General features: G+C 67.3%; 7 protein-coding genes and 8 pseudogenes. 9 read left to right on the plus strand and 6 right to left on the minus strand.

The features are described from left to right. Positions 1 to 166: 166 nt before the first annotated feature. Both coaA and K0H76_RS17940 read left to right on the plus strand, forming a co-directional pair. Positions 167 to 1,110: pseudogene (coaA, locus tag K0H76_RS17935) on the plus strand (type I pantothenate kinase). A gap of 367 nt (positions 1,111 to 1,477) precedes the next feature. After that, a complete protein-coding gene (locus K0H76_RS17940) occupies positions 1,478 to 1,975 on the plus strand; it encodes a M15 family metallopeptidase (protein ID WP_258933887.1) in 498 nt (165 codons plus the stop codon). Positions 1,976 to 2,226: 251 nt separating this feature from the next. Here K0H76_RS17940 and K0H76_RS17945 read toward each other — a convergent pair whose 3' ends face one another. Continuing rightward, entirely contained in the window at positions 2,227 to 2,901 is a 675-nt protein-coding gene (locus K0H76_RS17945; protein WP_258935467.1) for a CapA family protein, read from the minus strand. Beyond that, positions 2,805 to 3,224, minus strand: a pseudogene (locus K0H76_RS17950) (CapA family protein); the annotation flags it as partial. The pseudogene K0H76_RS17950 and the gene K0H76_RS17945, both read right to left, overlap by 97 nt. Before the next feature lie 107 nt (positions 3,225 to 3,331). Between K0H76_RS17950 and mscL the strand changes: the two are divergent. From mscL to K0H76_RS17965, 3 genes and pseudogenes are all read left to right on the plus strand, one after another. Beyond that, positions 3,332 to 3,721 (plus strand): annotated as a pseudogene (gene mscL / locus K0H76_RS17955) (large conductance mechanosensitive channel protein MscL); the annotation flags it as partial. A gap of 349 nt (positions 3,722 to 4,070) precedes the next feature. Next, complete coding sequence (locus tag K0H76_RS17960) at positions 4,071 to 4,382, plus strand: hypothetical protein (protein ID WP_258933888.1); 312 nt, start codon at positions 4,071 to 4,073, stop codon at positions 4,380 to 4,382. Further along, a complete protein-coding gene (locus tag K0H76_RS17965) occupies positions 4,379 to 4,672 on the plus strand; it encodes a DUF108 domain-containing protein (protein WP_258933889.1) in 294 nt (97 codons plus the stop codon). The genes K0H76_RS17960 and K0H76_RS17965 overlap by 4 nt, the downstream gene beginning before the upstream one ends. A 40-nt stretch (positions 4,673 to 4,712) precedes the next feature. Here the strand turns inward: K0H76_RS17965 and glmM are convergent. The 3 genes and pseudogenes from glmM to rplM form a co-directional block, all read right to left on the minus strand. Beyond that, positions 4,713 to 6,056 (minus strand): annotated as a pseudogene (gene glmM, locus K0H76_RS17970) (phosphoglucosamine mutase). Between the two features lie 78 nt (positions 6,057 to 6,134). Then, positions 6,135 to 6,630, minus strand: a pseudogene (gene rpsI / locus K0H76_RS17975) (30S ribosomal protein S9). A 36-nt stretch (positions 6,631 to 6,666) separates the two neighbouring features. Continuing rightward, the gene (rplM, locus tag K0H76_RS17980) at positions 6,667 to 7,110 is read right to left on the minus strand and encodes a 50S ribosomal protein L13 (RefSeq protein WP_146341935.1); all 444 of its coding nucleotides are present in this window, start codon (positions 7,108 to 7,110) and stop codon (positions 6,667 to 6,669) included. 426 nt (positions 7,111 to 7,536) lie between these two features. Here rplM and K0H76_RS17985 point away from each other — a divergent pair, with 426 nt between their 5' ends. From K0H76_RS17985 to K0H76_RS18000, 4 genes and pseudogenes are all read left to right on the plus strand, one after another. Then, the gene (locus K0H76_RS17985; protein WP_258933890.1) at positions 7,537 to 8,361 is read left to right on the plus strand and encodes a DeoR/GlpR family DNA-binding transcription regulator; all 825 of its coding nucleotides are present in this window, start codon (positions 7,537 to 7,539) and stop codon (positions 8,359 to 8,361) included. 179 nt (positions 8,362 to 8,540) lie between these two features. Then, complete coding sequence (locus K0H76_RS17990; RefSeq protein WP_258933891.1) at positions 8,541 to 8,933, plus strand: hypothetical protein; 393 nt, start codon at positions 8,541 to 8,543, stop codon at positions 8,931 to 8,933. Continuing rightward, positions 8,930 to 9,196: pseudogene (locus K0H76_RS17995) on the plus strand (1-phosphofructokinase); the annotation flags it as partial. The gene K0H76_RS17990 and the pseudogene K0H76_RS17995, both read left to right, overlap by 4 nt. A gap of 147 nt (positions 9,197 to 9,343) precedes the next feature. Then, a pseudogene (locus tag K0H76_RS18000) lies at positions 9,344 to 11,370 on the plus strand (fructose-specific PTS transporter subunit EIIC). Positions 11,371 to 11,580: 210 nt separating this feature from the next. Here K0H76_RS18000 and K0H76_RS18005 read toward each other — a convergent pair. Next, a pseudogene (locus tag K0H76_RS18005) lies at positions 11,581 to 12,588 on the minus strand (mannitol-1-phosphate 5-dehydrogenase); the annotation flags it as partial. Between the last annotated feature and the right edge of the window lie 23 nt (positions 12,589 to 12,611).

The following is a 12,611-nucleotide window of genomic DNA, read 5'->3' on the forward strand; positions in this document are numbered from 1 at the left end:
GAGGCCGAGCCGCTATCGTGTCAGGGTGTCCGCACCTGATCACTCCGCCCGCGAGCGGCCCGAGGCCCACGCCGACCACCGGCTCCCGCCTCTGCGGCCCGCCCTGCACACCGCGCCCCTGCCGCGGCTGAGCGACGCCGCCCCGTGGGCACAGTCCCCTCCGGCGCTGCAGACCCGCAGCAGTTCGCCCTTCGTGGAGCTCGAGCGCGACACATGGGCTCATCTGGCCGACACCATTGAGCAGCCCCTCAACCAGGACGATGTCGACCGGCTGCGCGGCATCGGCGAGCATCTCAGCCTCAACGAGGTGGAGCAGATCTACCTTCCGCTGAGCAGGCTGCTGTCCATCTACGTGGAGTCCAACACGGAGCTGCGGCAGCGCACCAACGAATTCCTCGGCGAGGACACCCGTCGCACCCCGTTCGTGATCGGCGTGGCCGGTTCCGTCGCGGTCGGCAAGTCCACCACGGCCCGCGTGCTGCAGGAGATGCTCTCGCGCTGGTCATCGACCCCGAGGGTGGAGCTGGTGACCACCGACGGATTCCTGCACTCCAACGCTGAGCTGGAGCGCCGGGGCCTCATGGACCGCAAGGGCTTCCCGAAGCGTATGACCGCCGTGCCCTGCTGAGATTCGTCTCTGAGGTGAAGTCCGGCCGCCCCGAGGTGACGGCGCCCAAGTACTCGCACGTGAAGTACGACATCGTCCCCGAGGAGCGCGTCGTGGTGCGCCGCCCGGATGTGCTCATCGTGGAGGGACTGAATGTGCTGCAGCTTACTCGTCCGCGGTTCGACGGGACGACGGGGCTGGCTCTGAGCGACTTCTTCGACTTCAGCATCTACGTCGACGCACGCGCCGACCACATCAAGAAGTGGTACGTGGACCGGTTCATGCGATGGCGCGACTCCGCGTTCGCCAAGCCCGGCGCCTACTTCCATCGCTACGCCTCTCTGAGCGACAGTGCGGCGACCGCCTGGGCCACCGACATCTGGAACCGGATCAACGGTCCCAACCTGCGCGAGAACATTGCTCCGACCCGCTCCCGCGCCAAGCTGGTGATGGTCAAAGGTGAGGACCACGCCGTATCCCGGGTGCTGCTGCGGAAGATCTGAGCCTCGTGTGCACTGACCGTCCCACCCCGTTCATCACCCGTCGCGCGCTGCTTGCCCTCAGCGGGGCCGCAGCGCTCAGCGCCTGCGCGCCGAACGCAGACGAGTCAGCCAGCCCGAGCACGCCGACGGAGACCGTCCCTGTGCCCGAACCCACCAGGAGCGCACAGAGCTCACCGCCCTCACCGGAGCCCACGGAGGAGGACGACGAGGCGGCCGAGGAAGAGGAGGACCAGCGCACCTCTGACCCCAGCTGGGACCCTGAATCCACGTATGTGCTGGTGAACAAGCGCAATCCGCTCGAGCCCCCGACCATGTTCCCGCAGACCTTCGCGAGGTCGACGTCCTTCAGCACTACCCCGGCCAGCGGATGCGCGACGAGGCCGCAGGTGCGCTGGAGGAGCTGTTCGCCGCGGCAGAGGAGGCCGGGCACAGGCTGGCCGTCACCACCGCCTACCGGGACTACGATCACCAGTTCGCCCTCTACGACAGCTGGTACAGGGAGCACGGGCAGGAATGGACCGATGCCGTGTCTGCGCGGCCGGGATACTCCGAGCACCAGACCGGCCTTGCCGTGGACATCCTGACGGAGGACTCGCATCCCGACGAGCTGCTTGACTCGTTCGGCGGCATGCCGGAAGGCCGATGGGCGGCCGAGAACGCCCATGAGTTCGGCTTCCTCATCCGCTATCCCGAGGGGGCGGAGGACATCACCGGATACCGCTATGAGCCGTGGCACCTGCGCTACGTGGGCACCGAGACGGCCGCCTCGGTCTTCGAGGAGGACGTCACTCTCGAGGAGTACTGGGATCAGCCTCCCGCACCCGACTACGAGTACGACTACGGCGAGGACCCGGCCGCGCCCTGACCCCGGCGGCGCAGAGCGTCACCGTGCGGAGCGCCGGTGGACCTCGGGGCTCTCCCCGGCAGCCTCAGGTGCTTCGCTGATGAGCTGCTCCTCCCCACGACCTCGAGGACCCGCTCCCAGCGCGACTCCAGAGCGTCCTGGGAATGTCATGGCTGTGCTCACCGTCCATCAGCTCAGCCAGGGGATAGATGCCCCGGAAGACCTCGTCGTCGCGGCTGGCGCCCTCACGGTCGACGGTGACGGGGACCAGCTCATCCCTGTGATGCGGGCACCCTCCTCATCCGCCTGCGCCTCCGCAAAGCCATGACGCCCACTGCAGTCTCGGGGATGCAGCACTCCTCGTCCTGATTGGCGAAGAAGTTCCCCAGAGACCATGTCACCCACATGCCCTCGTCCTCAGGCCCTCCCTGGAGCTCCTCCATCGGCTGAGGGGTATGCGTGTGGTTGCCGAAGACCAGGTCGATCTGGCCGCCGTCAGCCAGCTGCGCCGCGTAGTCCCGCTGCTGATCGTTGGGCGAGTGCGCGTACTCCTCGCCCCAGTGCACGGATGCGATGACGAGGTCCGCGCCGTCTGAGCGGGCCTGCTCGGCCAGGGCGCTCAGCTCATCCGGGCTGCCGTCGGAGACCGCCCAGGGTGCGTCCTGAGGCGGATAGAACGGATCGTTGTGGATCTGAGTGTTCGCCACGTGAGCCACCACGATCTCCCGCCCGCCGCGCTCCAGGGTGTAGAGCTGGGGCTCGGCAGCCTCCTCCTCGGTGCGGGCAGTGTGGCGTGGCCCAGCCCCGCCGAATCGAGGGTCACCAGCGTGTGCTCCAGCCCTTCCATTCCCATATCGAGGGAGTGGTTGGTAGCCGTGGCGCAGCCGTCGAAGCCGACCTCCGCCAGGGATTCGGCGAGGCCTTCGGGCGCACCGAAAACGGGGTATCCCACGGGCTCTGTGCCCGGAGGCGCGATCGGCACCTCGAGACCGCACAGTGCCAGATCAGCCCCTTCGATCCAGTGCTGGACCCCGCTGAGCTGCTCGACGAAGTCGTGTCCGCCGTCCTCCTGCGCTGCGGCGGCGATGACCGCGTCGTGCGGCAGCACATCTCCGGAGGAGAGGATGGTGAAGGTCTCGGGGTCGCCCTCGTTCGGCTGCTCATCGGCGCCCGGCGCTTCGTCGGGCTCGTCCGTCGCCCCCTCGAGCGATTCGGAGGGGCCGCCCGGTTCGCTCCCTCGTCCGGACCCTGGGAATCCTGCGCCTGGCATGCCGTCGCCGCACCGGCGATCAGCGTCATCAGCAGCGCAGCGCGAATACTTCTCCTCATGGGACCGCAAGTCTAGGGGCTCGGCCGACGGGAATTTAGGATGGCGGCATGCTCAAGGGATTCTTCGACTTCATCAAGCAGGGCAATGTGGTGGACCTCGCGGTGGCGGTGGTCCTGGGAACAGCATTCGGCGCTGTGGTGAACGCGTTCGTGGAGAGCGTCCTGATGCCTTTCATCGCCCAGCTCATCGGAGGTTCGGAGCCTGAGTTCGACCAGCTGTGGGCCTACACCATCCCCGGCCTCCAAGGCCCGGATATGGAGTTCGGCGTCCTTGTCACCACCGTGGTGAACTTCTTGCTCATCGCTGCAGCCGTCTACTTCGTCATTGTGATGCCGATGAACCGGATGATCGCAGCGCGCGCCGCACAGAGCACTCCTGAGCCCGAGGAGGAGAACGTCGTCCTGCTCAAGGAGATTCGGGACCATCTCAAGGCCCAGACCGAGGTCATGAACCCGGCGTTCGTCCAGCAGCTCGTGGAGGCTGAGCGTCGGGCCGAGCGCGAGAGTCAGATCGACGAGCACCAGTCCCTGGCGCAGGGAGGGCTTCTGGGCCGCGCGAAGAAGCTTGTTCGAGGAAAGGCCTGACCATGGACGCACCTTCGCGCATTGCTGTGCTCGGCGTCGGGGCGATGGGACGGGCGGTGATCGGTGCTCTTCGCCAGCGCGTCCCCGAGGCAGAGCTGCTGTTCTACGAACGTGAGCACCGTGTGGATGCCCTGGCTCAGGACCTGGGCATCTCAGGCTTCGGCAGCATGACAGAGCTGCTTCGGAGGAGCCGCATCTCGTCGTGGAATGCGCGGGCCACAGCGCAGTCTCCGATCTGGTGCCCGAGGTGCTGGATGCGGGGATCGACGTGGTGGTGGCCTCGGTGGGGGCGTTGGGCGATCGGGGCCTGCGTGAGTCGCTGGAGCACCGTGCATCCTCGGCGGGCGCGCTGCTCCAGCTGGTGCCGGGAGCGGTGGGCGGCTTGGATGCCCTGCGGGGCGCGATGCTCGCCGGGGTGGACTCGGTGATCTACGAGGGGCGCAAGCCGCCGGGGCATGGAAGGACTCAGCCGCGGAACGTGTGTGCAGCCTCGAGAGCCTCACCGAGGAGGTGACGTTCTTCCGCGGATCGGCAGCTGAGGCTGCGTCCGAGTATCCCAAGAATGCGAACGTCACCGCTGCCGTGGCGCTGGCTGGCGTGGGGTTCGAGTCGACCGAAGTGCAGCTGACGGCCGACCCTGAGGCCGAGGAGAATTCCCATACCCTCAGCGTCGAGGGCAGGTTCGGACGCTTTGTCATCACCCTGGCCAACGGCCCGCTCCCGGAGAACCCTCGAACGTCGTGGCTTGCTGCGCTCAGCGTCGTGGAAGCGGTCGTGAATCGGACACGGCCGATGCGCTTCTGATGGGCGCCGTCCGTCATGCCTCGGTCTCAGCCGCGGCTGGTCAGAGGGTGAGTTCTTCTTTGACGATGTCGGCCAGGGTCTGGCATTCGGCCTCAGCGATCTCGGGGTGGGCGGCTTCGACCATGACCCGAACCACCGGTTCGGTGCCTGAGGCGCAGCAGCACACGCCCATGCTCACCCAACCGCTGCTGAGCAGCGGCCACCGCGTCCTGGACCGGGCCATGAGTCTTCGCCCGGGCCCTGTCCACACCCTTGACGTTGAGCAGCACCTGGGGAAGACGTGTCATCGCCTCCCCGCCAGCTCCTTCAGACTCTTACCCGTGGCAGCGACCCGGGCCGCCAGCTGCAGACCCGTGAGCACCCCATCACCAGTGGTCGCGTAATCAGCGAAGATCAGATGCCCTGACTGCTCACCACCGAGCGAATAGCCGCCCGCGCGCATGCCCTCGAGCACGTAGCGGTCCCCCACTGCGGTCTCGACCACACTGATCCCCGCCTCAGCCAAGCCCAGCTTCAGCCCCAGATTGCTCATCACCGTGACCACCAGGGTGTCATCAACCAGGCCCCAGCCTCTTTCAGCCCCCGAGCCAGAACCCCATGATCTGATCACCATCGATGACATCGCCGCAGTGATCCACCGCCAGGCACCGGTCCGCGTCCCCATCATGGGCCACCCCAAATCCGCGCCGTGGGCCAGCACCGCCTGCTGCAGGTTCTGCAGATGCGTGGACCCATAGCCAGCATTGATGTTCAGCCCATCCGGGTCAGCGCCGATGACGATCACCTCAGCCCCCGCAGCAGCGAAGGCCTCCGGAGAGCACCCGGACGCGGCACCATGGGCACAGTCCAGCACCACCTTCACCCCTTCCAGCGAGATCCCGCCCAGGGAGGCCAGCAGGTGGACCACATACCGGTCCTCCGCGTCAGCGAAGCGCTGAACCCTGCCCACATCAGCGCCCACCGGGGCAGGAGCATCCACACCCATCTGAGCCTCGATCGCGTCCTCCAACGCATCATCAAGCTTATGGCCGCCCGCGCCGAGGAACTTGATCCCGTTATCCGCCGCCGGGTTATGCGACGCGCTGATCATCACCCCGAAATCAGCGTCAATATCTCCGACCAAAAACGCCGCCGCAGGAGTCGGCAGCACCCCCGCATCAAAGACATCGACCCCGTGGAGGCCAGACCCGCCTGCACCGCAGCCGAGAGGAACTCCCGAAACCCGAGGATCACGAGCCACCACCCCCACCGGACGGCGCCCATCACCACGGCCCTCACCGCCGAGGACCACCGCAGCCGACTGAGACAAACGCAAAGCCAGATCCGCGGTCAGCAGCTCATTAGCCACCCCGCGAACCCCATCGGTTCCAAAGAGTCTTGTCATATCGATGATGAGTCTAATAGGCCGAGCACCAGAAAACCCCGCAGGCAGAGCCATGGGGTTTTCTTCAGAGCGCTGGGGTCAGCGCTTCGAGTACTGCGGTGCCTTGCGGGCCTTCTTGAGGCCTTCTTGCGCTCCACGGCACGGGCGTCCCGTGTGAGGAAGCCACCTTCTTCAGGGCAGGGCGATTGTGGTCGCGGTCGATGCCGTTGAGGGCACGGGAAATGCCCAGGCGCAGCGCACCGGCCTGGCCGGAGGGGCCGCCTCCGTCGATCAGGGCGACCACGTCGTAGGCGCTGCTCAGGCCCAGCAATGTGAAGGGGTCATTCACTTCCTGCTGGTGCAGCTTGTTGGGGAAGTAGTCCTCCAGGCTGCGGCCGTTGATGGACCATTTGCCTGAGCCGGGGACGATGCGGACGCGTGCGCGAGCCTGTTTGCGGCGACCGATAGCGGCGCCGGAGACGGTCAGGGGTGCTCGCTCGGCGGCGGGCTCTGAGGTCTCTGTCTGCGTCGACTCCGAGGTGAAGCTTGAGAGCTCCTCGGTTTCGGTGGTGAGCTCTTCAGTGTTCTGAGCCACGTTTCTCCTAAAATTCTAAGTTTCTGGTGGCCAGGACTACTGAGCGACCTGGGTGATTTCAAATGGCTTGGGCTGCTGTGCAGTGTGCGGGTGCTCACTGCCTGCATAGACGCGCAGCTTCTTCAGCTGTGCGCTGCCGAGCTTGTTGTGGGGAAGCATGCCTTTGACGGCAATCTCCACGGCCCGGGTGGGGAAGCGGTCGATCATTTCCTGGAAGGTCATCGACCGAATGCCGCCGGGGAAGCCGGAGTGGCGCCAGTAGCGCTTCTTGGCCGCCTTGTCGCCGGTGACGGCGACCTTGTCAGCGTTGATGATGATGACGAAGTCGCCCATGTCCTGGTGCGGCGCGAAAGTCGGCTTGTGCTTGCCGCGCAGCAGGCCGGCGGCGTGAGTGGCCAGCCGTCCCAGGACGACGTCGGTGGCGTCGATGACGTGCCACTGAGGGTCCGCGTCGCCTTGCTTGGGGGTGTACGTACGCACGATGTTCATGCCTTTACGGTCGGTTGTTCTACGGTCAGGCTCCCGCTTCCGCCCGTGTGTGAGATACACAGCAGGGCAGGCGCCTGTTCACTCTTCAGGTCCGGGGCGCCGAAGCGCCCCTGATGTGTCGGTGCAGTTCCGGCTTTCCAGGTGAGGGCTGGAATTATGCCGGGCCCGTAGGTCCCCGTCCCGTCTCGCGGAGGCTGGATGGCCATGCAACTGAGCCGCCTCGACACGAATCCAGGCAGGGTGGACACGCACAACAGCTCTCTACTGTACCGGATCCCCGCCCGGCCTGCACCGCGGGGCGGTCCAGTGGGCACATGCAGACGACCCCGTTGCAAACAAAGATTTACGCAGATATCGTGTGGCATAACGCACATTAATATGGCGCACATCACATCTGCTGCTTCTGAAGGAGACCGTATGCCGCTGCTCGCCGCCGAGCGCCACAGCCGCGTTCGCACGCTTCTGCTCCAGGACGGAAGCGTCAGCGTCCAGCAGCTGGCCGACACCTTCGCCGTGACGAGAGAGACGATCCGCCGCGACCTCGACCAGCTGGAGCAGGAGGGAGCGCTGCGTCGTATTCATGGAGGCGCCGTGCCTGCGGCCTCCGCATCCCGCACCGAAGAGCCGCTCCAGGCCCGGCAGGCCGGACGACGCCGAGCAGAAGCGCCGCATCGCCCGTGCGGCAATGTCCTATCTTCCCCGTCGGACGGAGGCTCCATGCTCATCGATGCCGGCACCACCACCGAGGCCCTGGCGGCCCTTCTGACAGATCCGCTGGAGAAGAGCGCATCGGACTCCGAGCAGCGTCGCTGCCTGATCACCAACGCCGTCCCGATCGCACTCATGCTCAGCTCATCCGCGGACGTCGACGTCGAGATGCTCGGCGGCAGCGTGCGCGGCATCACCGGAGCCGCAGTCGGTGTGCAGACCACTGCGGCCCTGCGCAGGCGGCGTGCCGACGTCGTCTTCCTCGGCACCAACGGCGTGGACGCCGGATTCGGCCTCAGCACGCCCGACACCCAGGAAGCCGCGGTGAAGACTGAGCTGCTCGCCGCTGGGCGTCAGCGGGTGGTGCTCGCCGACTCCTCGAAGCTCGGCCGGAGCTCCCTGGTGCAGTTCGCGCAGCTGGACGACATCGATGTGCTGATCACCGACGCCCCTCCGTTACCCTTCTCGCTGAGGCGCTCAGCGAGGCAGAAGTGTCTGTGGTGGTGGCCCCGTGATCCTCACCGTCACTCCTAATCCCAGCCTGGACAGGACAGTGGAGCTGCCCGCCCCTCTGGCCGTCGGACAGGTCCAGCGCGCCGCCGCGCAGCACTCCGAACCCGGGGCAAGGGCGTCAACATCACTCGTGCCCTTGCCGCAGCCGCATGAGTCTTCCCTCGCGCTGCTGCCCGGGGATCCCGGCGATCCCGTTCTTCTTGCCCTCGAAGAGCTCGAAGTTCGCCACGAGGCGCTGCCCATCGGCGCGGCTCTGCGCACCAACATCACCATCACCGACCCGGCTAGGCACCACCACCAAGATCAACGAACCCGGCCCCGCGCTCGTCCAGGATCAGGTGGAGGCGCTGGCCCAGGCGGTGATCCGGCGTGCAGGGACCGCCTCCTGGACAGCCCTGGCAGGCTCACTGCCGCCAGGCGTGCCTGAGACCTTCTATGCAGATGTCATCTCCCGGCTCCGCAGCGCAGCGCATGAGGCACCGCACGCCATCGCCGTCGACGCCTCGGGCCCCGCGCTGGCGCACGCCGCCGCCGCTTACCGGACCTCATCAAGCCCAACGCTGAGGAGCTCCTCGAGCTCCACCGCGCCCTGATCGGCCCCGAAGCCACACCCGCCGTGCACGCGTCCGAGCTGGAGGGTGACCGAGGCTTGGCCGTCGAGCTGGTTCGCCGCCTCCAGACGCGCGGCGTCCGGTCTGCGCTGGTGACCCTCGGTCCGCACGGCGCCGTCCTCATCCCGGAGGAGGGTTCGAGTGCCCCGGTCCTCGCCGCGTCAGGTCCTCCCCTGGTGGTGCGCAGCACCGTCGGAGTAAACGACGCCTCCCTGGCCGGATACCTGCTGGCCGCCCATCGGGGCGGGACGGCAGAGGAGCGCCTCCTGCGCGCCGCCGCGCAGGGCCGGGCGGCCGCCTCCTTCCCGGGTCCACGATGCCTCGCCCCCATGACCTCAGAATCCTCGACATCGTCGTCGAACACATCACTCCCACGAAGTAAGGAAATCGCCATGTCCATCACTGCCTCTGACCTGGTCAGCCTGGATGAGCTCACGGAGGACGAGCCGCGCGCCGTCATCCGAGCCCTGGCCGAACGGCTCGCTGCGGTAACCGCGCCGAAAGCGCCGATGCGGTCTTCGACGCCGCCTGGGCACGGGAGGAGCAGTCCTCCACGGGAATGCCCGGCGGCTTTGCCATACCCCACTGCCGGACAGCTGCGGTCAGCGAGCCCACGGTAGCCTTCGCCCGCCTGCCGCAGCCTGTCGCGTTCGATCCGGACGAGCCGTCGGACCTCGTCTTCTTCATCACCGTCCCTGAGAGCGCGGGCCAGGAGCACCTGAAGATCCTCTCGACTCTCGCCACGTCGCTGATGGACGACGCCTTCGTCGCCTCGCTGCGCTCAGCGCAGAGTCCCGACCACGCGGTCGAGCTGCTCGATTCGGCTCTGGGAGGCCGCACCCGCCAGCAGGCAGAGCAGCCTACACCAGCTCCTGCCCATTCCGCCGGCGCTTCGCAGAGCGTGGTTGCTGTGACGGCATGCCCCACCGGGATTGCCCACACGTACATGGCCGCCGATGCGCTCAAGCAGGCCGCCGAACGGCTCGGCATCGCGCTGCAGGTGGAGACGCAGGGCTCCTCGGGCTCCACTCCCTGGAGCGCAGCGCCATCGCCGAAGCCTCGGCCGTGATCTTCGCAGCCGACGTCGACATCCGCGACAAGCAGCGGTTCGCAGGCAAGCCGGTGGTGGCCGCTCGCGTGCGGCGCGGCATCAACGAACCGGAGTCGCTGCTGCGCGAAGCCCTTGCTGCCGCCGACGACCCGCAGGCCCAGACGGTCGACCCGGACGACGCCGCCGCCCCGCACGCCGCGGACGAGAAGCCGGAGAGCTTCGGGCGAAAGACTCAGCGCGTCCTCATGACCGGCGTGAGCTACATGATCCCCTTCGTCGCCGCTTACGGACTGCTCATTGCTCTGGGATTCCTGCTGGGCGGATACAACATCACCGACACGGCAGAGGACATTGCCTTCGGCAGCACCCTCTGGAACCTCCCTCTGAGGCTGAGCTGCCTGATCCCTTCCACGGCTTCGGCGCCCTGGGCGGGTACCTGGGAGCCGTGTTCTTCGTCATCGGAGGGGCCGCCATGAACTTCCTGGTGCCTGCACTGGTAAGCTACATCGCCTACGGCATGGCCGACAGGCCCGGCATCGCTCCCGGCTTCACGGTAGGCGCAGTCGCACTGAGCATGGACGCTTACTTCATCGGCGGCATCGTCGGCGGTGTGCTCGTTACGCGGTCGCCGCAGGGTTCCGGCAGCTGGACGTTCCCCGCTGGCTTGCCTACCTCATGCCCGTCGTGATCATCCCGCTGCTGGCCACCATTGTGGCCGCAGGCTCCATGGTTCTCTTCCTCGGCGGCCCCATTGCGGAGCTGACCGGGGCACTCGAGGCGTGGTTGGAAGGCATGACCGGCTCCGCCGCCGTCGTGCTGGGACTGATCCTCGGGCTGATGATGTGTGTGGATCTCGGCGGACCGGTCAACAAGGTTGCCTACTCCTTCGCCGTCGCCAAGCCTGTCGGGGCGGTCGCCGCCGGTGCCGATGCTCCGCTGATGATTATGGCGACTGTGATGGCTGCCGGAATGGTGCCGCCGCTGGGCATGGCCCTCGCGACGTTCCTGGACCGCAGACTGTTCACTCGAGCGGAGCAGGAGAACGGCAAGACGGCCGTGCTCCTGGGCGCCGCGTTCATCTCCGAGGGCGCTATCCCCTTCGCCGCAGCGGACCCGCTGCGCGTGCTTCCTGCCTCGATGCTGGGCGGAGCGACCACCGGTGCACTGACGATGGCCTTCGGAGTCACCTCGTTCGCTCCCCACGGCGGTGTCTTCGTGCCCTTCGCCGTGGAGAGCTTCCCGCTGTTCCTCATTGCCGTGGTCTGCGGCGCCGCGGTCACCGCACTCAGTGTGATCGCCCTGAAGCGGTGGGCCCGCCGCGCACCGGCCGAGGCTGAGACGCCGGAGATGCAGCTGGCTGCAGCCTGATCTGCCGGCGAAGGACACGTGGCGCCCCGCTCTGACAGAGAGCGGGGCGCCACGTGTCTTGGGCGGACCGAGCTCAGACGCGGGAGGCGACGACGTCCCGGACCCGGTCGAACAGGGGGTGCAGGGGTCCAGCCCGGTGATCTCTGCGGTGACGGCCTCCGCGGAGACATCTCCTGCGCGCATGCGCTCCAGCAGCTGGTGCAGCCGGGCCGCTTCCTCATCTCCGGTGAATTCCAGGGCAGCCCCACGGCGTTCAGCAGGCCGTCCACACTGAGGCCGCGTTCGGCGGCCTCCCAGCAGGGCCGATGAGGCGCTCGTGGCGCGACAGTTTGCGGAGCGGCTGGCGGCCGACACGATCGACGGTGTCCGGCAGTGCAGGATTGCGGAAGCGCTCCAGAATGGTGGTCCGGTATTCGGTCATCTCCTCGGCGGTGAAGCCGTGCTTGGCGCTCAGCAGCGCGGAGGTCTCCTCCAGAGCCGCAGCGACCCCTGAGGCGACGTCCGTGTCCGCGAGGGCCTCCGCGATCATGCTGTGGCCTGCCCGTCGGCCCAGGTACGCGGCCGTCGCGTGCCCGGTGTTGACCGTAAAGAGCTTCCGCTCGATGTATGGGCCCAGATCCTCCACGAAATGCGCGCCCGGGATGGTGGGCAGCCGGTCGCCGAAGGGTGCACTTTCGATGGCCCATTCGTAGAACGGCTCGACGGTGACGTCGATGCCTCCGTCGGCGGGCTGTCCGGGGACGATGCGATCCACTGCTGTGTTCGCGAAGACTGCCTTCGCGCCCAGCCCGTCCCATTCATCGCCGCGAGCTCCACGAGGTGTCCGCGGAGCGTGTCGGTGCCGCCGATCGCGTTCTCGCAGGCCATGACCTGCAGCGGGTCGGCATCGGCCGCACGCACCCGCAGTCCGGCGAGAATGTGCGGCGCAATGAACTTCAGGATGCTTGGGCCCACTGCGGTGGTGACGACGTCCGCCTCGGCGATCTCAGCGGCCACCGCGTCGGGGTCCTCCGCGGAGCTGATGGCCCGGAAGCCGGTGACCGTCCTGTCCTGGCCGCCGACGCCGACCTCACGCACCGTGTAGGAGTCGGAGTCGGCCAAGGTCTCGACCAGAGCGGCCGCGACGTCGGAGAAGACAACCTCGTAGCCGCCCTCGTGGAGCAGGAGCCCCACGAATCCTCGGCCGATGTTGCCAGCGCCGAAATGAACTGCCTTCATGCTGCGGTCCTCTCCTCGGGTGC

It is taken from the genome of Nesterenkonia pannonica (genome assembly GCF_019575955.1).
Taxonomy (GTDB): domain Bacteria; phylum Actinomycetota; class Actinomycetes; order Actinomycetales; family Micrococcaceae; genus Nesterenkonia; species Nesterenkonia pannonica.

What these genes read in the sequence shown, in the direction of transcription:
- K0H76_RS17940 (WP_258933887.1), top strand. Translation starts at nt 1,478, where the DNA reads ATGCGCGACGAGGCCGCAGGTGCGCTGGAGGAGCTGTTCGCCGCGGCA.
- K0H76_RS17985 (WP_258933890.1), top strand. Translation starts at nt 7,537, where the DNA reads ATGCCGCTGCTCGCCGCCGAGCGCCACAGCCGCGTTCGCACGCTTCTG.